This window comes from Pirellulales bacterium, assembly GCA_019694435.1.
GTDB lineage: Bacteria > Planctomycetota > Planctomycetia > Pirellulales > JAEUIK01 > JAIBBZ01.
The window spans coordinates 103029-124146 of sequence record JAIBBZ010000015.1 but is presented as its reverse complement, the minus strand read 5'-3'; the positions used below and the strand labels follow the sequence as shown (position 1 = coordinate 124146).

The following is a 21118-nucleotide window of genomic DNA, read 5'->3' as shown; positions in this document are numbered from 1 at the left end:
TCCGCCATGCTCGACGAACCCGCCTCGGCCCTGTCGCCGGTTGGCGAGGCCCGCCAGGTGCGCTCGCCGGACGATCCTGCGCTGGCGCAGCTTTGCCTCGAGTTAGCTGCGGCTGCCGAAGCCCTGGACGCTTCCGGGGCTTGGCCCGCGATGCAGTTGCAGCGCTGCGCCGCCTACGGCGTGCACGGCTGGTTCCTCCCGGCTCGATGGGGTGGGCAGGAGTGGAGCGAGACGGAGATTCTCAAGGCGTACGTGCAGCTGGGCGCGGCGTGTCTGACCACGGCGTTTATTCTCACGCAGCGTGTGGGGGCCTGCCGGCGAATCGCCGGCTCTGCCAACGAACTCGCGGCGCAGCGGCTGTTGCCCGACCTGGTGGCGGGACGCTCGTTTGCCACCGTCGGGATCTCGCATCTGACGACCAGCCGCCGCCATATGGCCCGCGCCGTGCTTCGCGCCGAGGAGACTTCGGCAGGTTACGTGCTCGACGGATACAGTCCCTGGGTGACTGGGGGCTGCCATGCGGCGCAGATCGTAACCGGCGCGACGCTCGACGACGGTCGCCAGGTGCTTGTTGCGCTGCCGACCAATTTGCCCGGAGTCGAGGTGCCGCCGCCGGCAAACCTGGTCGGCTTGTCCGCCAGCCATACGGGCGAAGTGCATTGCCGGCGCGTCGAGGTTGCGCGCGAATGGCTGCTGGCCGGGCCCGTTGAAAATGTCATGAGTACCGGACAGGGCGCCGGGACCGGAGGCTTGCAGACCTCGGCCCTGGCGCTCGGCCTGGCGCGCGCGGCAATCGACTTCTTGTACGGCGAAGCGCAGCGGCGCAGCGATTTGGCTCCGATTGCCGAGCGGCTCGGTGAAGAGCAAGCCGCGCTGGTCGAGCGCCTGCTCGATCCGGCGACGTCGACCTCGCAAGCGAACAACGATTTTCGCGCCGCAGCCAACAGCCTGGTGCTGCGGGCAACGCAAGCCGCGCTGGGTGCGGCCAAGGGGGCCGGGTACGTCGCCGGGCATCCGGCCGGACGCTGGTGCCGCGAGGCCCTGTTCTTCCTGGTCTGGAGCTGCCCGCAACCCGTGCTCTCGGCCAATTTGTGCGAACTGGCGGGCCTCTAGAAGGTCCTGGACCGCGGGCCGGAAAGACCTGGTCGGTCCCCTTTGTCTGCCGCGGCGCGGCCGATATCATGGGCGTTTCCCCGAATTTCGGCCGAGGCACCCCAGAGCGTGCCGACGGCCCGCCATCCTGCCTGGAGCCCCCCTGAAAGGGACCTGCCTGCCATGAGTCATCAAGAGCCCCACGTTGTCTGGCACGACCACTCGGTTTCTCGCGAGGAGCGCGAGCAGCTCAACAAACACAAGGGGTGCGTCGTCTGGTTCACGGGCCTCAGCGGTTGTGGCAAGAGCACGGTTTCGAACCTGGTAGACCACAAGCTCCACTCGCTGGGCATCCGCAGCTTCGTGCTCGACGGCGACAATGTGCGGCACGGCCTCAACGCCGGGCCTGGGATGCTCAAGGAGCGGCACGGTGAGGAATTCGCCAAGCGGTTCGGTCTCGGGTTCTCGGCCCAGGATCGCGAGGAAAACATCCGCCGCATCGGCGCCGTTGCCAAACTGTTCAGCGAAGCGGGGCTCATCACGCTGACGGCCTTTATCAGCCCCTATCGCCGCGATCGCGACGCCGTGCGGGCCACGATGAAGGATGGCGATTTCATTGAGATTCTGGTCGATGCACCGATCGAAGTGTGCGAGGCACGCGACCCGAAGGGCCTGTACAAGAAGGCCCGCGCCGGCGAAATCAAAGGCTTCACCGGCATCGACGATCCGTACGAAGCCCCGGAGAAGCCGGAACTGGTGCTCGATGCGGCCAAGAAGGACGCCGAAACGCTGTCCGACGAGGTAATCGGGTTCCTGCGCAAGCTGGGTAAGATCAGCTAGCACGGTACGCGGTTTTCGATCGACAAATCTAACGCGGGATGCCTGGCAGAGCGTCCGTAGCGCTCGGAGTGCGCGCCCCCGGGGATTGACAGTTTTTCTCTGACAGGATTAGAGTGCTCAATACTTGGATTTGTGTTTCTGCAGCTGCCAGCGCGAATTCCGGTTTCACCTCGACCTCACACCCGGTGTATGGACTGCGATCAGGGGTGCCCAAGCGGCGATATGGAAACGCCGACGGGCTGCGGTTGGATCGGCCTGCCGTAGGCCAAGTTCCGGCTTGTGCCCCTACGGTACAAGCGTCGAGGAGCAGGATGCATGAGTGCCCCGCTTGTGAATGCGAAGGATGTCGAACCGCGGGCGCAGTTGGCCCTCGCGCGCAGCCCAATCTATGACCTGCGCGTGTTGCGCGTCGAGCGCATCGGCGACGCCTTGGTACTCTCGGGCAACGTGTCCTGCTTCTATCACAAGCAGCTAGCGCAGGAACTGATTCGCGCGGTGGCCGAAGGCGTTGCCGTCGTGAATGCGGTCGAAGTGCTGGTGCCGCACGATTCGCCTTCGATCTTGCTATCGCTGCGCGATTGACGTGCAACATTCGCGTGCGCCGCTTTGTCGCACCGTTCGGCCTGAACCTAGGCGAAGCTTCGGCCGTAGAATGGCGCAATCAGTCGCGAAGACTGCGTCCGCGTCATCGCAGGGAAAAATGTCATGGTTGCTCCCCAGGCCTATCACTCCGGGCACGCTGCCCCGGCGCCGTACGCTGCTGCCCGTGCCGTAGCACCGGCCCAGCCCGCGGTTCCCGACGTCGCGGACGAGGATTCGCTCTCGGACCGAGTCGAGCAGGCTGTGAAGTCGCGCACGGGCGGTCGAGTGCGCGGTTTGCGCGTCGAAGTGTGTCGCGACGAGGTGTTGTTGTCCGGTGAATGCCCCAGTTTTCACTGTAAACAACTGGCGCAGCACGCGGCGCGGACGGTGGTTGGCAAACTCCGGCTGACCAATCGCATCGAAGTGCGCTGAACGCGCCCGGTTCCGCGTCGCTTGACAAGCGTGCACGCCCCAGACGACCATTGTCCCAGCCAGAGGTTGGGGTTTTCTCAGGTCGTTGACCGTCGTCTGGGCAATTCTTTCGATGAGCGCGCAGCCCGGTGAACCGCGACTGTCGCTCGTGATTCCCTGTTACAACGAAGCTGCGTGCCTCGAAGCGACGGCCGCGGGGCTGGTCCGCGTCTTTCACAGCGAAGGCGTCGCGATCGAGCTGCTCCTGGTCGACAACGGTTCGACCGACGATACGGCGGCCCGCATCACCGAGCTCATCGACCGCGGCTGGCCCGTGCGCCTGGTGCAGGTACCCGTCAATCGCGGCAAAGGCTACGGCGTCCTGCAGGGACTCCAAGCCGCGACCGGTGCCTGGGTGGGCCTGTTCGACGCGGATGGGCCGATTGCTGCGGCCGACGTGTTGCGCGTGTTTGCTACGGCCGAGGCCGCGCGGCGCCCCGTGTTGGTGATGGTGCGGCGGCGGTTTCGGCTCGACGGCTGGAAGCGACAGTTCTTCACCTGGGCCTTCAACGCGCTGGCCAACGTGCTCTTCGGCGGGCTAGGCACGTTCGATATCAACGCCAACCCGAAAGTCTGGCCCCGCGCTGCGCTGCCGGCCTTGACGCTCGCGTCGCACGATTGGTTCCTCGACAGCGAGCTGGTGATCAAGGCCCGGCGGATCGGCCTCGAAGTGCTCGAGGTGAATGCGCTCGCCCAGGTCCGCGCCGCGGGCAAGTCGCACGTCGTCAACTGGCGCGCCGCAGCCTCGACGTTTGGTTCGCTGGTGCGCTTTCGCTTCACGGCCTAGTTGGCACGGCCCAATCGCCAGATGGCATGCCCCAGCCGACACGCGGGGCGGCGAGTCTTAAGCGCGTCAATTCTCGAGCGCCGCGGCCGCCGGCTCGACGGCGCGCGGTTGGCGGACTTGGGAATGGACCCGGATCCGCGTGACCAGCTTCGAGAGGCCGATCATCTTGCTTTCCCATACCTGGAACGCCGCGCTCAGTTCCCGCGCGCCCTCAGGCGTCAGTTCGAACTCGTAGCGCCTCGGCTGCGCCAGGCGAAACGCGGCGGCATCGCGCGGGCGGCCGGTTTCGAGCCACGCCATGATGTCGTAGCTGAAATCTGCTGCCTGCGGGGCGAGGACTTCGTCGAGGTGCTGACCCGAAGCATGCCGCAGCTCGACGTACTTGCCGACGTCGCGCCAAAACGCGGTGGCATGCTCCTCGGGCACTTGCCCACCGGTATCCGCGAGCAGTTGGGCCGTGGCCTGCACGGCCAACGCACAAACGTCGACCCAGTCAAAGAAAGACGCGCGAGCGCGGTACTTGTACATCAGGTTGTCGCCGATTTCGCCGCGCTGCAGCCGGGCGAAGTTGTCGTCCTGGGCATAGAACGCGGCGCAGGCGTCGCGCGTGTCGAACAGCTCATTGCGGGTTTCGGTCTCGAATTCGTCGAGCAATCGTCCGACGACGCCGCGATCGCCAATCATCGCATCGAGCATCGCCTGCAGCCAGGCCGAGCCGGCGATACCCTCGCGCTGGACGACTTGCAGCAGGGGCGCGAACCACCCGTCGTTCCAGAAGATGCTGAACGCCAGGTGCAGTTTGCGGGCACGGATGTAGTCTTCGAACGGCAGCGTGTCCGTCGCGACGATGATCTCTTCGATATCGAATACGCGTTCGTCGGCATATACGCCGAAATTCTTCGGCAGCACCCGGAACCGCGTCTCGAAATGGAACTGCTCGCGGGTGCGCAGCTCTTCGAGCTCGGAGCCCTTGAGCATCATCGCCTGGAAGCAGTGCATCTGATCGGTACCGGCATCGAGCATGCGAAACAGCCCGGCGGTGTGCGTGGCGAGCGATTCGCCGGGTAGTCCGAGGATCAGGTCGGAGCTGGAGCGCAGCCCCCGGCCGCGCATATAGATCTGGATCTGTTCGTACGCGGCCAGCTTGATGCTCGAGCGGCGAACATTGCGCAGCACCTCTTCGTCGAGCGACTGCACGGCCTGGTAGAGCACCAGCGCACCGTTGACCTGTTCGAGCGATTGGAGAATGCGGTCGGCGCGGTTCTTGCCCGTCGTGGCGTCGATAAAGGTCGGCCAGCCCGTGCGCTGCTGAATGCGCCCGATGTGCCGCGAGATATCGACGTCGCGCTCGTACATGCCGTAGTTCGCATCGGCGATCCGCAGCGTGCCCATCTGTGGGCTGCGGCGCTGGATCAGCTCGGCAATGCGATCGAGCTCGGCCAGCAGCCGCTCGGTCGAAAAGTTGTGGACCTTGGTGTACCACTCCTGGCCTTGCACGCAGAACGAACAGCGAAACGGGCAGCCGCGATTGGTTTCGATCATCGGGGCCAGTTTGCCGTCGAAGAAGTGGTCCATGATGCCCGTGAGCCACGGCGAGGGAATCTCGTCGACGTGGCGATGCCGCGCATGCGGCGCGCCGCGGACCACGGCGCCGTCTGGCCGGCGATAGACGCTGCTGTGCAGCTCATCCTCACCCAGGCGCGCCCGGCACGCGTCGACGGCCAGGTACCGCGCCACGATTTCGGTGGCGAGAAAATCACCTTCGCCGAGCAGGTAGGCGTCCAGCTCGGGCCGCGCGGCGAGAAATTCGATTTGCCGCTCGGGCTCGTTGGGGATGTTGGGTCCGCCCATCACGACGAGCGTGTCAGGGCGCAGGGTCTTGGCCAGCCGCGCGAAGCGCAGGCTGAGCGCCTCGTTCCAGACGTAGTTGCTCAACATGAGCACGTCCGGGGGCGACTGCAGCAACTCGGCCAGCAGCGTGTCGGGATAGGCGTGCAGCGACGAACTCACCCCGGGCAAGTCGCGATCCATCACGGCCTTGATGTAGCCGATGCCCAAGGGCATGCAATCGGTGGCCAGGACGCCGCCGTAGTTATGCCTCAGATCGGCCAGCGCGACGGAAAATGCCATGGAGCCCTCGAAGTGGCCCAAAAAGGGGCGGAGAACCCTACTATAAGGCCGGCCCGCGCGGGGGGAAAGAAACCGCGCACCCCGCGGCGCAAATCTTTACGCCGCCTGACGAGTCCCGCCGGGAAGTTCGTCATAAACGGCCAGAATCTCCTGGCAATTGCGGCGCAGTGTGTGTTCGCAGGCCAGGGCCCGGGCCGCCTGGCCGTAGCGCGCCCGATTACCGGCGTCCCACAGCGGTTCGAGGGCTTGCAGCAATTCCTCGGGGCTGCCGGGATCGTCGAGCAAATCGCCTTCGCGCCCGCGGACGAGCAATTCGCCGGCGCCGTTGAACCGGCTGGTGATGACCGGCAGCCCACTGGCCAGGGCCTCGAGCACGACGAGGCTGCACGGGTCGTAATAGGTCGGCTGCACGTAGATATCGGCGGCGGCGTAGTAGGGCACGCAATCGTCGACCGGGCCGACGAAGGTGATGCCGTCGGTGTTGCCCGTGCGCGGGGCCTTGCCGCCGACGACCACGACCCGCGCCGGCCGGCCGGCGCGCCGCGCGGACATTGCAGCCGCGAGCAGCGTGGGCACGCCCTTGAGCCGAAAGTTGTGCGCGACGATCAGCAGCACGACTTCCTCGGGGCCGATTTCCAGCCGCGCGCGAACGAGTTGCCGGTGCCGCTCGCGATGCGACGGGGAGAACCGGGCCGTATCGACGCCGTTGTAGACGATGCGTATCCGCTCAGGCGTTACGCCGTCGTAGCGCATCAGGTCATCGGCCACGCGCCGCGAGAGGGCCAGCACGAGCCGGCCGTCGTCGGCCAACTGGCGCGCGGCCAGGGCACGAAACTCGCGATAGCGCGGCAACCAGGCCGCGGCCGCGCGTTTCAGCGAACGCTGCCACGGGGCGGTCAGCAGCAGGTTCTGTTCGAAGCTGGCGCGGCGCGAGCCGCCGTGTGGTTGAAAGACGTCGCAGTACCAACCGGTGCCGGTGTCGTGTACGACGTCGAGCCGGAGCCGCCGCAATTGGCGCTCGGCCTCGGCAGCCAGCGCCAGCCGCGATCGCGGCGCTTCGAGGCGATGCACATGGCAGCCACTAGCGGCAATCGCGGGCGCGAAATCGCGGGCCAACGCGTGCACTTCGTGTCCCGCCGCCAGCAGGAACCGGACGTACTGGTACGTCCACTGCTCGACTCCGCCCCGGCGCGGATCGAACCGGTCGAGCACCAGCCCGATCCGTCGCTGTCGAACTGCCGGGCGGCTGATGGACGCGTTCATGGGTGCAATCCCTCGCTGCGCTCCATGCGGTGCTGTTTCGCCAGGATCCGGCGAATGAACCGTTTGTGCCGCGGCTGCAATCGCGTGGTACCGAGGTAACGCTTGATGAAGGCCAATCGCTGGGTGCAGCTCACGCGGTCGCGCGGCGCCGAATAAGCCAATTGGGCCAGGTCCTTGATCACCCAGCGCTGCCGGCGAAAGCGTCGGTGTTCGACTCGTTGTAGGTCGATCAAATGGACCGCAAACTCGCCGGGGTCGGTCTCACGAATGAAGAAATGGCAGCAGTACAAGTCGCGGTGGTTGTAGCCAAGCAGGTGAAACCGCGCGGTCACGTCGGCGACCATTTCGATCAGCCGATCGAGATCGTCGATTCGCCGCCGCGGACAGTCGGCCGGCCGCGCCGGAAATCGTCGGCGCAGAAAGTGATCGAGCTGTTCGCAGCCTTGTAGTTCTTCGGTCAGCACGAACGATTCGAACCGGCCGTTTTCGTGCAATTGTTCGCCATAAGCCAACAGCCGCATCGCCGCGATTCCGCCGCGCTGCAGGCGCGCGACGTTTTCGGCCTCGATCCGCCCGGCGCTGGCCCGCGGCCCAAGGCCCACGCGAGCCCGGGCCCAGGTGCTGGCGGTGCGAATGTGATGTTTCTTGAGGTACGCACCCTGCGTGGCAGCATGCGCGGCATGCAGCTCGAGCCGCCAGTTTTCACGGTCACGCAAGGCGCGCAGTTGAGTACCACGTGCGGTGTTCATCATGGCCTGAAACGACGCCAGCCCATTCGCGGCGAGCAGCTCTTGATAGTCGCGGTCGATCCACATCCGGCCTTGATCGATCGAGGCCAGGCGATGCACACTGCGATGTGCGTCTGTATCGCTTTCGCGAATCTCCCAGATCTTGCGGCGTCGCAGCAACCGTTGGCAGCGCAGCTCGATCTCGGCAAGCAATTGGTCCGCGTCGGCCGGTCGGGCCGGATGCCCGCCCGCGTCGAGATATGCCCGGCAAAGCTCGCGGCGATCGCCTTCGTCGGCCAACCGCGGCGGCAAGGTGGCGAACAACGCCGCCAGGTCGCGCAACCGCTCGCGGCGCGACACCGTGCGCCGGCGAACGCTGCGCTGCAGGTCGATGAACGCGATCGGCCGGGGCGAAGCGGTCCCCACCCAGACGTGGCTCGAATACAAGTCCGGCTGGGCGACGCCGGTTGCATGCAGCCGCGCGATTTCACGTCCGACGCGGGTGAACAGGGTCCGCCGCTCGTTGCCGGCGCCGCGCGCAGCGGCGAGCGATTCGTGCAACGTCTGGAAGCCCTGCAACTCGGCCAGCACCAGGCACGCCTGCGGCCGGGGAAATCCGTTCTGGAAACAGGCCAAGGGGCGCGGCGCGAGGATGCCCTGCCCGCGCAAATAGCGGAGCACTTCGAACTCGGTACGCGCCTTGGTCCACCAGCCGCGGCCGCCGACGGCATGCGCGACCAGGTCTTTCCACGGCGTGCGCGTTTCGAGCTTGAGATACAGGGTCGCCGGAGCGGGGCCTCGCACCACGAGACGTTTCGTGCAGCGGCCGCGGTGCCCCTCGGAGACGACGTTCGTGTCGGTACGCGCCGCGATGGTCGCCAACCGGTCCAGACCATGCCCGGCCAGCCACGAACGATACTCAGGATCAATCCACTCGAACGCCTGCATCGGGGAAGGGGTCCTCACGCCGCCTGTTCGTGGGCCGCGCGGCCGAGCATCGCGCTGGCCGCGGCGAAAACTTGATCGACCGACAAATCACGCATGCAGCGATGATGCCCCAGCGGGCAGACCCGCCGTTGACACGGTCCGCAAGGCACGTCGACCTGCAAATGCACGGCACGCGCGTAGTGCGTCTCGCTCCAGGCGATGTGCGTGGGTCCGAACAACGTGATCACCGGGACGTCGAAGGCCGGTGCAAAATGACGCGGGCCGCTGTCGGTCGAGATCAGCAACTCGCTGCGCCGGACGCAGGCCTTGATCAGCCCGAGCGTCGTCGGGCCATCGGCGAGGCTCGTGACGTGCGGATGTCCGGCCATCGACACGATCCGCCGCGCCGCCTCGCGTTCGTGTGGTCCACAAAGCACCAGGACCTGGCAATGCCGTTGCGCAGCCAACCGCTGGGCCAGGGCGGCGAAATATTCGCTCGGCCAGAGCTTTGCCGCACCGTATGCGCCGCCGATGTTGAAGCAGACGACGTGCGATGCCGGCGCGAGCCCCAGCCGTTGCCAGACCGCATCGGCGGCCGCTTCGTCGGCGGGTAACGTGGCCAGCTCCATCCGCGGCGACTCGCTCGGACAGCCCAGGCGATAGGCCAACTGCAGGTAGGCATCGAGCACCGGCGCTGGCACGATCCGCCCGCCGACGCGGGGTACCTCGAGGCGGTCGGTCAACAGCAGCGCGCGGCCGTGTCGCGCATAGCCGACGCGCCGCGCCGCACCGCTTGCCCAGGCCAACAGCGCCGTGCGAAAGCTGCCGGTCAGCAGGACGATGGCGTCGAACCGTTCGCGCCGCATCCGGCGCAATAGACTCAGCGTCCGCTGTGCCGCGTCCTTGCCGCGCGGATCGTAGGGGATGGTCGCGTCGAGCCAAGAGGTGCCGGCCAGTACATCGGCCACGTACGGCCGCAGCAAGCCGGTAATTCGCGCTTGGGGAAAGTGATGGCGCAAGGCCCGGAGCGCGGGCGTCGCCATCACGACGTCGCCGATCCAGTTGGGGAGAAAGACGCCGAGGTGCATGTTCGTACGGGGCCCGCCTGCGAGGACTCTCACGCCGATTCGCGCCACACCTGGCCCGATCCGAGACTTTCATGACGGGGCGCCACGTCGTCCGGCGCAAAGATGCTCAGCGCCGGGGGCGCAGCGGTGCCGGGCGCGGGCACTCCGACCGAGGCGAGGATGGCCGTGGTCGAACGGCCCGGTACGACGCCCGTCACGCAAACCTGCCCGCCGTAGGCCTCGACCACCTCGTGGCCGACGACTTCGTGCGGGGCATAGGTTCCGCCTTTGACGAGCACGTCCGGGCGCAGGCGATGCAGCAGGGCGTGCGGCGTGGCCTCGTCGAAAACGATCACGTAATCGACCGAGGCCAGCGACGCGAGCATCAAGGACCGATCGTGCTGGTTGATCACCGGCCGCGAGGGCCCTTTGAGCCGCCGCACGCTGGCATCGCTGTTCAGGCCGACGATCAGCACGTCGCCCAGTTGCGCGGCTTCTTCGAGATAGGTGACGTGCCCCACGTGCAACAGGTCGAAGCAGCCGTTGGTAAACACGACGCGCTGACCCTGCGCCTGGTGCCGCTGGACCGCGGCAGCCAGCTCGTCGATCGCCAGGATGTGCCGGCGGTTGCCGCCTTCGCGGGCGAGGATTTCCGCGCGGATCTCGGCGCGGCTGACTTGCGCCACGCCGACCTTTTCGACCTCGAGGCCGCCGGCCACGTTTCCCAGCCGCACGGCGTCGGCCGGCGTCAAACCCGAGGCCAGCGCCAGGCCAATCGTCGAAAGCACCATGTCGCCCGCGCCGGTGATGTCGTACACCTCGCGGACGCGCGTGGGAAAAAGTTCGCCCTGTCCCTGGGCATCGACCAGGACCATGCCGTCCTTGTCCAGCGTGAGGATGGCGCACTGCAGGTCGAGCCGTTGGCAGAGGTCGTAACCGGCGGGCACCGCGTCTGCGGGCTGCGCGATCTTGCGGCCCGTGGCCAGCTCGGCCTCGAGCCGGTTGGGGGTCATCGTCGTCGCACCGCGATAGGGCGCATAATCGCCGCCGCGCACGGGATCGACGATCACCGGGACACCTGCCGACCGGCCCGCCGCGATCAGCGGCCGCAACACCTCAGGCGTGCAAACCCCCTTCGCATAGTCGGAAATCAAGATCGCCGCGAATTGGTCGAGGCGGTCGACGAGGCCGGCCAACATGCGCTCGCCCAACTTGCGATCCAGCGCATGCCGCTCTTCGCGGTCGACGCGCAGAATCTGGTGCGGGTGCCGGCCCGCGGCACGGCCAATGAAGCGTTCTTTGAGCGTCGTGGGGCGGCTCGGGTCGACCAGCACCGACGAAGCGTCGACGCCCGACCGCGCGAGCAGCTCGAGCAGCTCGCGGCCCTGCTCGTCGTCGCCGACCAGGCCGGCGCAGGTGACCTCGGCCTCGAGCCCGCGCAGCATGTGGCACACGTTGGCCGCGCCGCCCAGGCGATCGTCGCGCCGGTCGGTGCGCAGCAAGATGACCGGAGCCTCTTGGCTGACGCGTTCGGCGTCGCCCCAGGTATAGCGGTCGAGAATCAAGTCGCCGAGGACGAGCAGGCGAGGCCGGCCCAGCAATTCCAGGCAATCCAACAACGACGACGCGCTCATGCCGGGTCCATCCTTGGACGCACACGATGTCTTCTGGCCCGCGGTCACGCAGCACGGTGCCGGCGCACTACACATGGCCTGGGGTCGGCCCGGGGCCCGTTGCGCACGCGATCGCGACCGGGGTCGCCGACGCGGGGCACGGCCAACGGTGCGCGCACGCCGCTCGACGCGAAATCGCGGCGACAGAGGATAGGCCGTGTCGCGACACGGGGTCAACCGCAGCGCGCCGGCCGTGGGCCGGGCTTTGTCACTGCACTGCGGCGCTGGTATAAGGCGCCGCGGCAGGGGCAATGTGCTAGCACGCTGGCAGGCGAAAGGATCGAGGGTCGTGAGCCGTTACGAACTGTTCGACCGCAGCCAGATCGTGCTCCGCGACCTGGCCGAGCGGGGCCACGATCTCACCGCCGACGCCTGCCTGCCGCTCGATGCCGCCGTGCCGGCCTACGAGCATCCCGAGTTCGTCGAACTGGTCGAGCAGCTGGTCGAGGCCCGCCGCCGGGCACGCCCGGTGATCGTCATGATCGGCGGGCACCCGATCAAGCTCGGGCTGTCGCGGTTCTTGATCGACCTGATCGAGCGCGGCCTGGTGACGCACCTGGCGACCAACGGCGCCGGGATCATTCACGATTACGAACTGGCCCTGGGCGGCGGCACGAGCGAAGACGTGCCCAAGTGGATCAAGGTCGGGCAGTTTGGACTGTGGCAGCAGACCAGCCGCTTGAACGACGTGATTCGCGCAGGGGCCGAGCGCGGCGAGGGCCTGGGCGAGGCCGTCGGGCGCGTGATCGAAACCGAGCAGTTCGAGCATCGCGCCTTGAGCCTGGCCGCCGCCGGGTGGCGTTGCGGAGTGCCGGTCACGTGTCACGTCAGCGTGGGCAGCGACATCATCCACGCCCATGCCAATTGCGACGGCGCCGCGCTCGGCGCGGCGAGCTATACCGATTTTCTGATCCTCGCGCGCGCGGTACAGGACCTCGAAGGGGGCGTGTTCCTGAACATTGGTTCGGCCGTCACCGGGCCCGAGGTGTATCTCAAGGCGCTGTCGATGGCCCGCAACGTGGCCCGGCAGCGCGGCGAGCCGATCTGCCATTTCACCACCGCCGTGTTCGATCTGGTCGAGCTGCCCGAGGGCTACCGGGTCGGTCCGCCCTCGAAGGATCACCCGCAGTATTACTACCGCCCGTGGAAGACGATCCTGGTGCGTACCGTGGCCGACGGCGGCCGCAGCTACTACTTCTGCGGCGATCATCGCCGCACGATTCCTACGCTGTGGCGTCAGACGGTCGAGCGGCTGCCGCACGCTCGGCCAGCGCCGTAAGCTGTGATTCGAGCGCGGCCAGGTCCCCCTGCAGCTCGAGGCGAATCGTCAGCGCCCAAACCGGCACGCGCCCGAGCCGATCGACGCCGATCTTGACCAGGTCTTTGTGCGTGCAGACCAGCGCCTCGGCGCCGCACGCCTCGGCCCAGTGGGCCAGCGCCTCGACGTCGGTACGGTGATACGCATGATGATCGGGAAACGTGCGGAAGCTAGCGACCTGCATGCCGGCCGCGGCCAGCGTATGTTCGAAGCCGCGCGGGTTGCCCAGACCGCAGAACGCCGCCAGCGGCCGGCCCGCGAGCGCGGCCAACGGTTCGGCGCGCCCCGTGGCGCAGAGCCAGGCGTCGGGCACGTGCGCCGCGGTCAGCCAGCAGGCTCCCGGCGCGAGGGTCTTCGCGCGCCGGCGAATCGCGTCGCGTGCCGCGTCGTCGATCGCATCGGCGCGCGACAACACCACGACGTCGGCGCGGCGCAGCGACCCGGCCGGCTCGCGGAGCATTCCGCGGGGAAACACGTGCTCGTAGCCGAACGGCGCCAGGGCATCGATCAGCACGATGTCCAGATCGCGCGCGAGCCGGCGATGCTGAAACCCGTCGTCGAGCAGAATGAGCTGCGTGTCAAGCTCTTCGACGGCGACCCGCGCGGCCGCAGCTCGATCGGGGTTCTGCAAATGCGGGACGTCGGGCAGCAGTTGCTCGAGCTCCAGCGCCTCGTCGTTGCGGCCGCCGTGCTGCGCGCCGTAACCACGGCTGACGATCGACACGCGCACGCCGCGCGTACGCAGCCACCGCGCCAGCCAGGCCACCAGGGGCGTTTTTCCCGTTCCGCCCAGCGTCAGGTTGCCGACGCTGACGACCGGCACGCCGACGCGCTCGATGGGCAGCCGGCCGCGGTCGTAGCGCCGATTGCGCCACGCCACGGCCAGTCGATAGGGCCCCTCGGCCAGGCGCAAGCCGGCGCGCAGCGCGGAGGCCGTCCAACCGCGCCGCTGGCCCGAGACGAGGGCGCGAAATGCATCGGCGTCGAGCACGCGTGGCCCTCCTTGGCGCGGGCGGCCGCCGGTCTTCGCGGTTTGCGCGGCGGGGCGCCGCGAACTACAGCCGGCGGATGATCGCGTCGGCCATCTGGCTGGTGCCGACCGAGGTCGGGTCGTCGCGATGGGGCTTCAGGTCGTACGTCACGTCCTTGCCCTCGGCGATCACGTCGGCCACGGCTTTTTCGAGCCGGATGGCGGCGTCTTTCTCGCCCAGGTATTCGAGCATCATCACGCCCGAAAGGATCAGCGCCGTCGGGTTGACCTTGTTGAGGCCCTTGTACTTGGGCGCGCTACCGTGCGTGGCTTCGAACACGGCCCCCTCGGGCCCGATGTTCGCACCGGGGGCCACGCCGAGACCGCCCACCAGGCCCGCGCACAGATCGCTGAGCACGTCGCCGTACAGGTTGGGCAGCACGAGAATGTCATACAACTCCGGCTTCTGGACCAGCTGCATGCACATGTTGTCGACGATCCGGTCGTCGAACTCGATATCCGGATATTCGGCCGCGACGCGTCGCGAGACGTCCAGCCACAGGCCGTCGGTGAACTTGAGAATGTTCGCCTTGTGGACCGAGGTGACCTTCTTGCGGCCGTTCTTGCGGGCATAGTCGAACGCGCAGCGCACGATCCGCTCAGTGGCCGAGACGCTGATCGACTTGATCGTCAGGCCTGTTTCCTGCTCGCCCGTCTTGACCTTGTTCGAGGTCGAGAGCCGATTGATCTCCTTGATAATCGAGGCGGTCTCGGGCTTGCCTTTTTCAAACTCGATGCCCGAGTACAGGCTCTCGGTATTCTCGCGGACGATCACCAGGTCGACCGGCACCTCGGAGAAGAAGCTGCGCACGCCGCGGTATTGCTTGCAGGGCCGGATGCACGCATACAGCCCCAGCGCCTGGCGCAAGTGGACGTTGATGCTGCGAAAGCCGGTGCCCACGGGCGTGGTGATCGGCGCCTTGAGCGCACACTTCGTGCGGCGGACGCTTTCCATCACCGCGTCGGGCAGCGGGTTGCCGGTCCGCTCCATGACGTCGACGCCGGCTTCCTGAATGTCCCACCTGATCTTTACGCCGGTCGCATCGATCGTGCGGCGGGCCGCCTCGGCCAACTCTGGGCCGGTACCGTCGCCGGTAATCAGGGTCACTTCGTAAGCCATGGGTTTTTCTCCACCGAAGGGTGCGTACTGATCAAACGCGGCCGGCACCCCAAGGCGCAAGCGCGGCGAATCGTCAGAACCACTTAAGGGGTTTCAAGATGCGCGACACGCTAACACACCCGCGCCCCGGGCGTCAATTGGCCGCCCGGGCCCCTGGAAAAGGCGCTCTACGATCTGTTGCAAGTCGCTGGCAATTCGCCACTTCGCGCCGCGGGCCGGTCGGTCAGGGGGGCCTTGGCGTCTGTTTAGTTGCGACGCGCGCCGTTCGCTCGAACAATACTTGAACAAGCGCCGCCGCACCCCCAGCACGGTTTTTCGCCGCAGCGAGGAGAATTAGCAGGCATGTCCAAGCATCGTTCGCGCAACGGCCACTCGACGGCCCACGAATCGAATTCCGACGCCAAGGCCGCGCGCCGCAATGGTCGCAAGACCCGCGCGGTCGAAGAAGGTGATCGCTCGCCGGACCTGGCGGTCGAGGCGATCGAGGAATTCGAAGTCGATCAAGCGATCGCCTCGGCCCAAGGTGCAAAGGTCGAGGCCGTGCGCGACATCGTCAACAGCACGCCGCCGCACAACGTGGCCGCGCTCGCCAAATCGCTGCAGGCCATCATGGCCGGCTCCTCTCCCGACGATGCGGCCATGTTGCGGCGCATGCTCGATGAGTCGGCCGCCACGACCGGTTCGCATCGGCAGCACCGCGACGTCGAGCTCGCGCCCGACTGGCGCGAAGGCGGCTATCCCTATCGAAATCTGCTGTCGCGCAAGAGCTACGAGCGGCAAAAGTATCACCTGCAGGTCGAACTGCTCAAGGTGCAGGCCTGGGTCAAGTCGACGCGCCAAAAGGTTGTGATCTTGTTCGAAGGTCGCGACGCCGCCGGCAAGGGAGGCGCGATCAAGCGGTTTATGGAGCACCTCAATCCGCGCGGTGCCCGCGTCGTGGCCTTGGAAAAACCTAGCGAGGTCGAGCGCGGGCAGTGGTACTTCCAGCGCTACGTGGAGCACCTGCCCACGGCCGGCGAGATCGTGATGTTCGATCGTTCGTGGTACAACCGCGCCGGCGTCGAGCGCGTGATGGGCTTTTGCAGCGAGGACGAATACCGCGAGTTCATGCGCCAGGCGCCCGAATTTGAGCGCAACCTGGTGCGCAGCGGCGTGCACCTGATCAAGTTCTGGTTCTCGGTCAGCCGCGAGGAACAGCGGCGGCGGTTCGAAGAGCGCCGCGCCCACCCGCTCAAGCAATGGAAGCTATCGCCGGTCGATCTGGCGTCGCTCGACAAGTGGGACGCCTATACCAAGGCCAAGGAGGCAATGTTCTTCAACACCGACACGGCCGACGCCCCGTGGACGGTGATCAAGAGCGACTGCAAGAAACGGGCCCGGCTCAACGCGATGCGCTACGTGCTGCACCGGCTGGCCTATGCGAACAAGAGCGCCAAGGCCATCGGCGCGTTGGACCCGCTGCTGGTCGGCCGGGCGCACATCGTCTACGAGCGCGGCGAACACCCGGGCCATCTCCCGGTGATGTGAGCGGCGCAATCTCGCATGGCGTCGGTCATCAAGTCTCGACCGCCGGCCGGTATCGCTCTGGTTGTGCATAGCCTGCGGTCCACGCGATGGCCTGGCGGCAGGTGAGCATCTGCGGCGGCACGCGCAGGCAGTAGCGATGCCCCGTGGACGGACACCGGACTTCGACGCAGACAATGTCTTCCCCCTCGCGGGCCGGTACGCGGAGCAATCGCCGCGGACCGCCGCAATCGATGTCCTCGTCGATCACCGCTGCGTGTGCGAGTCGCATGAAGCGGTCGATGCCGATCCGGTCGAGCAGCGTGCGCCGTATCGTCTGATTCGATTCGGCCAGGATCTCCTCCACGGTGATCGACTCCGGGTCAAAGGCCACACGGTCGGTGACCGGCACGCCGCGCCAAAGAATCCGCGTCGACCGCAGCGACCACGGAAGCTGCCGCAGTCCCGAGCCGGCCACGTCGATCCAGGATTGAACGCGCAATCCGGGAGGTAGCTCGCGCAGCTTGAGGCAACCGCTCACGTCGAGCGATTCCAAGGGTCAGACGCGGTCGGGGAGCCCTTCCAGGCCGGCGCAATCGCGCAGTGTCAGCCGCCGCGCGGTGCGCGCGGCACTGAGAGGCATTGCGCGCATGCGGTGGCAGCCGGACAGGTCGAGTACCGCCGCCGCCGTTCCGTCGGGTAGCTCGCGAAGCAGCGAGCATCCGCGCAGCACGAGCGTGTGCAGCCTCAGCGGCGGTACCGCCCGCAGCAATCGGCAACCCGACAGGTCGATCGTGTGCGAGACCCGCATGTTTTCCGGCAGCACGGTGAGCTGCGTCCGGCGGGCGAGCAGCGTCTGGCACCTGAGCCGGCGGGGCAGCCAATGCAGATTCACGCAGTCGGAGACGTCGAGCCCTTCGCAGACGAGCCATTGCGGGAGCCGTCGGACCGTCGGCAGGTTGGCCAGCGACAGGTTCCCGCCCACCCGCAGCGACGAAGGCACGTGCCCATCGCGGATCGCCGCGCGCGCAGTTTCGGGAGCGCGCGGCACGAATCGCGCCAGCCAGGACAACATGGTCGCAACCCTGCGAGAGTGAGTCGAGAATCCGCCCGATTCGTCCGCTAGTCGAAGACGAGCCGCGCGGATGGCAACCCCGCCACCGATACACCGGGCGCCTGCGGCGCGCCGGGATCGTACTCGCGTTGCCGCCAGAAGTGGTAATCTCCGCGATCGAGCACGAGAGGGCCATGCTCGTCGTGGACAATCCGCGTACCGTCGGTCAGCACGCGCAGATAAGACTGCCCTCGGTGCTGGTAGACCTCGGCCGGCGCGTGATCCTCGACGCGGTGCTGGTGACCGGTCAGCTCGCCTTCGGCGAGCACCGCGTGACCAAGGCGTGAGGCCCCGGATGGAATCCCGGGAATGGCCTCGATGAAGACGTCTCCCTGTCGGTACAGCATGATGGGGCTCCCTCGCGATGAAGAATGAACAATGATCGGCGCGAAGCGATCCACTCACCGCGAATTTAACGCTGTTTTCCGCCGACGCGAGCAAATGGCGCGCAGATGCAGCGAGGGCCCCGGCAAAGAGGGCTCGACCTACAGCGTCGGCCCGATCGACCAGGGGACGAACTCCTCTTCGCCGACGCCGTGCAGCTCGCTCTTGGTCTTCTGGCCGCTGGCCACCTTGAGGATCAGCTCGAAGATCTCACGGCCCACCTCGGCCACCGACTTGCCGGACAGGATCTCGCCGGCGTTGACGTCCATGTCCTCTTCCATCCGCTCGTAGAGCGGCGTGTTCGTCGCGATCTTGATCGACGGCGTCGGCTTGCAGCCGTAGCAACTGCCGCGGCCCGTCGTGAAGCAGGCCACGTTCGCCCCGCTGGCCACGATGCCCGTCATGCTCACCGGGTCGTAGCCGGGCGTATCGACGATCACGAAGCCCCGGCTGGTCACCGGCTCGGCATAGTGGAACACGCCGGCCAGCGCGGTCGAGCCTCCCTTGGCCACGGCCCCCAGCGATTTTTCGTAGATCGTCGTCAGGCCGCCCGCCTTGTTGCCCGGCGAGGGGTTGTTGTCGATCTTCACGCCGTAGTGGCTCGTGTATTGTTCCCACCAGCGAATCCGCTCGATCAGCTTTTCGCCGACCGCGCGCGACCGGGCGCGGCGCGTCAGCAGATGCTCGGCGCCGTAGATCTCCGTCGTCTCGCCCAGGATCGACGTGCCGCCGCAGGCCACGATCAAATCGCTCGCCACGCCCAGGGCCGGGTTGGCCGTGACGCCCGAGTTGCCGTCGGAGCCGCCGCAGTTGGTGCCCAGCACCAGCTCCGAGGCGGGAATCGTCTCACGGCGCACGTCGTTGACGCGCGGCAGCAGTTCTTCGATCAGGCGAATGCCGGCCTCGACCGTGCGGTTCGTGCCGCCGCATTCCTGGATCGACAGCACCGGCGGCGGCGTCGGCCGGGCGCCGAGCTGCACCAGATGCTCGTGTTCGATCAGGTGCATCGTGGTGCCGGTCTCGCAGCCCAGGCCGATCAGAATGTAGGCCCCGACGTTTGGGTGCCGGGCAAAACCGGCCAGCACACGGTTGAGCTGGTGATGATCTTCGCCGTCGTACTGCATGCCGCAGCCGCCCTTGTGGGCCAGGGGCAGGATGCCGTCGACATTCGGGAACCGCTTGAGCAACTCGCGATTGAACCGTTGAGCGACGTACTTGCTCACCGTGGCCGAGCAGTTGACCGTCGAGATCACGGCCAGGTAATTGCGCGTCCCGGCCCGACCGTCGGCCCGGCGGTAGCCTTGAAACGTGCGGTCGCCGATCGACGCAGGGTCGGGCGGGATCTCGGTCGCATATTCGTAGGCCCGTTCGAACTCGCCGGCCGCGAGGTTGTGGGTATGGACCCAGTCGCCTGCGGCGATGTCCGTCTGTGCAAATCCGATCGTCTGGCCATATTTGATCACCCGTTCGCCGCGGCGGATCGCTTGCCGGGCCACCTTGTGTCCCTGGCCGATCGCCCCGCGGACGGCAAAGTCGACGCCGCCGGCCGCGAGCCGTTCGCCGTCGGCCAAGGCCCGCGCGGCGACGCACACGTTGTCGGCCGGGTGAATCAGGACCACATCCATTTTCGGCGGGGCAATCATCGCGCAGCAGGCCTCTCGGAGGGCAATTGCAGGGGAGCAGGTCCACGCCCGGCAGCTTACCTGCCCCGGGCAAGGCCGGGCAAATGGGGCGGCTGCTTGGCTTCAGGCCGCGCCACGGCGGGCGGCGCCGCGACGTCAGGTGCCGCGTCGCCATACGAGCGAGTACCGCCACAGCACGTGCCGGCGATATTCCACGCCCGGCAGAAGACGGGCAGCGAGCTTGCGCACCTCGGCGTAGCTGAGCGGCGGCGGCCAGACCTTGGGCGCCGGATGCTCCCAGTAACGCTTGCGGAGGAGGTGTCGATGCACGCGCGTCGCCAGGGCACCGGCGGCGTCGAACGCAAGATCGCCAGGCTGACTCGAATGCGCCAAGCCGATGACGACAAGGGTACCGCCCGGCCGCACGAGATTGGCCATCCGCGTCAGGCCCGCTGCCGCGTCCATGTGATGCAGCGCGGCCACCGAGGCGACGAGATCGAAGCTCGCCGGCTCGAATCGATGCGCGAGGAATTCGCCGTGGATGTACTCGATGCCTGCACCGCCCTCGGCACGTGCCAGCTCGATCGATGGCAGGTCGACGTCGATTCCCACGACGTGCGCCGAGACGGAACGCAGCGCACGCGTGAGCGTCCCTTCGCCGCAGCCGACATCGAGTGCGCGGACACAACCGGCCGGCGCCGCGGCGAGAATGCGAGCGTGGTAGTGGAGGTTATGGTTCCACCGGTCCATCAGACTGGCTCGACCGAATCAGCCGCCTGCTGAAGGCTTCGAGCGTTTCCTGCCGCCCCTGCGCGAGATAGATATCGCGAAAGCATTCACGCCCCGTCGGGGATCTCCGGGTTTACAAGCGTGGCGAGCTGCATCAGCGACTCTTGCCAACCGAGATAGCAAGCCTCTGGGGGAATCACCGCGGGAATGCCTTCTTGGACGATCTCGACCTCGGTGCCGCAACTGACTCGTTTCAGCTGGACCGTCACCTGGATTTCGCCCGGCAGGTTGGGGTCGTCGAACTTGTCGGTGTAGCGAATCCGCTCGTGGGGTACGAGCTCCAGGTACTCGCCCCCGAACGCATGGCTGCTGCCGGTGCCAAAATTGGTGAACGACATGCGGAACTTCCCCCCGACGCGGGCGTCAAGGTGCTGCACGGCGCAGGTGAACCCATAGGGCGGCAGCCACTTGGCCAGGGCACCGGGTTCAAGGAAGGCTCGATAGACGCGCTCGGGCGGCGCGGTGAAGACGCGGTGCAGCCGAACCGTTCCGGTTTTGTCGGGCATCGATACGTCTCCTCGATCGACGGATAGCAATCAAGCCGCTCGCTGGGCGACATTCGGTCTCCCGCGGCCTTCAATCGTCTCGGCATGCACTCGGCAGCTTACCTGCCGCGAAGATACGGTCCAACTTTCGAGAAGCATCGGTCAGCGCAGCTAAGCGGTGATCGAGCCCAGC

At 66.9% G+C, this 21118-nt stretch carries 20 protein-coding genes; 7 read left to right on the top strand and 13 right to left on the bottom strand.

From position 1 onward, the window contains the following. Positions 1 to 6: 6 nt before the first annotated feature. The 5 genes from K1X74_13190 to K1X74_13170 all read left to right on the top strand — a co-directional run bounded on the left by K1X74_13190 (position 7) and on the right by K1X74_13170 (position 3772). The gene (locus tag K1X74_13190; GenBank protein MBX7167278.1) at positions 7 to 1113 is read left to right on the top strand and encodes an acyl-CoA/acyl-ACP dehydrogenase; all 1107 of its coding nucleotides are present in this window, start codon (positions 7 to 9) and stop codon (positions 1111 to 1113) included. Between the two features lie 162 nt (positions 1114 to 1275). Further along, a complete protein-coding gene (gene cysC / locus K1X74_13185) occupies positions 1276 to 1932 on the top strand; it encodes an adenylyl-sulfate kinase (protein ID MBX7167277.1) in 657 nt (218 codons plus the stop codon). Positions 1933 to 2247: 315 nt separating this feature from the next. Continuing rightward, on the top strand, positions 2248 to 2514 hold the full coding sequence (locus K1X74_13180; GenBank protein MBX7167276.1) for a BON domain-containing protein: 267 nt from the start codon (positions 2248 to 2250) through the stop codon (positions 2512 to 2514). Positions 2515 to 2637: 123 nt separating this feature from the next. Continuing rightward, positions 2638 to 2946: a BON domain-containing protein gene (locus K1X74_13175; GenBank protein ID MBX7167275.1), complete on the top strand. Its 309-nt coding sequence runs from the start codon at positions 2638 to 2640 to the stop codon at positions 2944 to 2946. 112 nt (positions 2947 to 3058) lie between these two features. Further along, the gene (locus K1X74_13170) at positions 3059 to 3772 is read left to right on the top strand and encodes a glycosyltransferase family 2 protein (GenBank protein ID MBX7167274.1); all 714 of its coding nucleotides are present in this window, start codon (positions 3059 to 3061) and stop codon (positions 3770 to 3772) included. A 66-nt stretch (positions 3773 to 3838) separates the two neighbouring features. Here K1X74_13170 and K1X74_13165 read toward each other — a convergent pair whose 3' ends face one another. The 5 genes from K1X74_13165 to rfaE2 all read right to left on the bottom strand — a co-directional run bounded on the left by K1X74_13165 (position 3839) and on the right by rfaE2 (position 11521). Then, positions 3839 to 5902 (bottom strand): radical SAM protein, encoded by a 2064-nt coding sequence (locus K1X74_13165; GenBank protein ID MBX7167273.1) that lies wholly within the window; start codon positions 5900 to 5902, stop codon positions 3839 to 3841. Between the two features lie 96 nt (positions 5903 to 5998). Then, entirely contained in the window at positions 5999 to 7165 is a 1167-nt protein-coding gene (locus K1X74_13160; GenBank protein MBX7167272.1) for a glycosyltransferase family 4 protein, read from the bottom strand. Then, a complete protein-coding gene (locus tag K1X74_13155) occupies positions 7162 to 8859 on the bottom strand; it encodes a hypothetical protein (GenBank protein ID MBX7167271.1) in 1698 nt (565 codons plus the stop codon). Before K1X74_13155 ends, K1X74_13160 begins: the two co-directional genes overlap by 4 nt. Then, entirely contained in the window at positions 8856 to 9941 is a 1086-nt protein-coding gene (waaF, locus tag K1X74_13150; protein MBX7167270.1) for a lipopolysaccharide heptosyltransferase II, read from the bottom strand. Before waaF ends, K1X74_13155 begins: the two co-directional genes overlap by 4 nt. Next, positions 9938 to 11521: a D-glycero-beta-D-manno-heptose 1-phosphate adenylyltransferase gene (gene rfaE2 / locus K1X74_13145; GenBank protein ID MBX7167269.1), complete on the bottom strand. Its 1584-nt coding sequence runs from the start codon at positions 11519 to 11521 to the stop codon at positions 9938 to 9940. The genes waaF and rfaE2 overlap by 4 nt, the downstream gene beginning before the upstream one ends. Before the next feature lie 328 nt (positions 11522 to 11849). On the opposite strand from rfaE2, the gene K1X74_13140 reads away from it, so the two are divergent. Then, complete coding sequence (locus K1X74_13140) at positions 11850 to 12839, top strand: hypothetical protein (GenBank protein ID MBX7167268.1); 990 nt, start codon at positions 11850 to 11852, stop codon at positions 12837 to 12839. On the opposite strand, the gene lpxK is transcribed toward K1X74_13140, so the two are convergent. Both lpxK and K1X74_13130 read right to left on the bottom strand, forming a co-directional pair. After that, positions 12784 to 13869: a tetraacyldisaccharide 4'-kinase gene (gene lpxK / locus K1X74_13135; protein ID MBX7167267.1), complete on the bottom strand. Its 1086-nt coding sequence runs from the start codon at positions 13867 to 13869 to the stop codon at positions 12784 to 12786. The two genes, K1X74_13140 and lpxK, sit on opposite strands and share 56 nt — an antisense overlap. A gap of 64 nt (positions 13870 to 13933) precedes the next feature. Beyond that, a complete protein-coding gene (locus K1X74_13130) occupies positions 13934 to 15028 on the bottom strand; it encodes an isocitrate/isopropylmalate dehydrogenase family protein (GenBank protein MBX7167266.1) in 1095 nt (364 codons plus the stop codon). A gap of 639 nt (positions 15029 to 15667) precedes the next feature. On the opposite strand from K1X74_13130, the gene ppk2 reads away from it, so the two are divergent. Next, the gene (gene ppk2 / locus K1X74_13125) at positions 15668 to 16555 is read left to right on the top strand and encodes a polyphosphate kinase 2 (GenBank protein ID MBX7167265.1); all 888 of its coding nucleotides are present in this window, start codon (positions 15668 to 15670) and stop codon (positions 16553 to 16555) included. Positions 16556 to 16583: 28 nt separating this feature from the next. Here the strand turns inward: ppk2 and K1X74_13120 are convergent, their stop codons facing one another. The 6 genes from K1X74_13120 to K1X74_13095 all read right to left on the bottom strand — a co-directional run bounded on the left by K1X74_13120 (position 16584) and on the right by K1X74_13095 (position 20946). Next, positions 16584 to 17072 (bottom strand): hypothetical protein, encoded by a 489-nt coding sequence (locus tag K1X74_13120; GenBank protein ID MBX7167264.1) that lies wholly within the window; start codon positions 17070 to 17072, stop codon positions 16584 to 16586. 18 nt (positions 17073 to 17090) lie between these two features. After that, the gene (locus K1X74_13115) at positions 17091 to 17582 is read right to left on the bottom strand and encodes a hypothetical protein (protein MBX7167263.1); all 492 of its coding nucleotides are present in this window, start codon (positions 17580 to 17582) and stop codon (positions 17091 to 17093) included. Positions 17583 to 17653: 71 nt separating this feature from the next. Next, on the bottom strand, positions 17654 to 17992 hold the full coding sequence (locus K1X74_13110; protein MBX7167262.1) for a hypothetical protein: 339 nt from the start codon (positions 17990 to 17992) through the stop codon (positions 17654 to 17656). 138 nt (positions 17993 to 18130) lie between these two features. Beyond that, positions 18131 to 19672: an altronate dehydratase family protein gene (locus K1X74_13105; GenBank protein ID MBX7167261.1), complete on the bottom strand. Its 1542-nt coding sequence runs from the start codon at positions 19670 to 19672 to the stop codon at positions 18131 to 18133. Between the two features lie 135 nt (positions 19673 to 19807). After that, on the bottom strand, positions 19808 to 20401 hold the full coding sequence (locus K1X74_13100) for a class I SAM-dependent methyltransferase (GenBank protein MBX7167260.1): 594 nt from the start codon (positions 20399 to 20401) through the stop codon (positions 19808 to 19810). An 86-nt stretch (positions 20402 to 20487) separates the two neighbouring features. Further along, positions 20488 to 20946: an SRPBCC family protein gene (locus K1X74_13095; GenBank protein ID MBX7167259.1), complete on the bottom strand. Its 459-nt coding sequence runs from the start codon at positions 20944 to 20946 to the stop codon at positions 20488 to 20490. Positions 20947 to 21118: the final 172 nt, after the last annotated feature.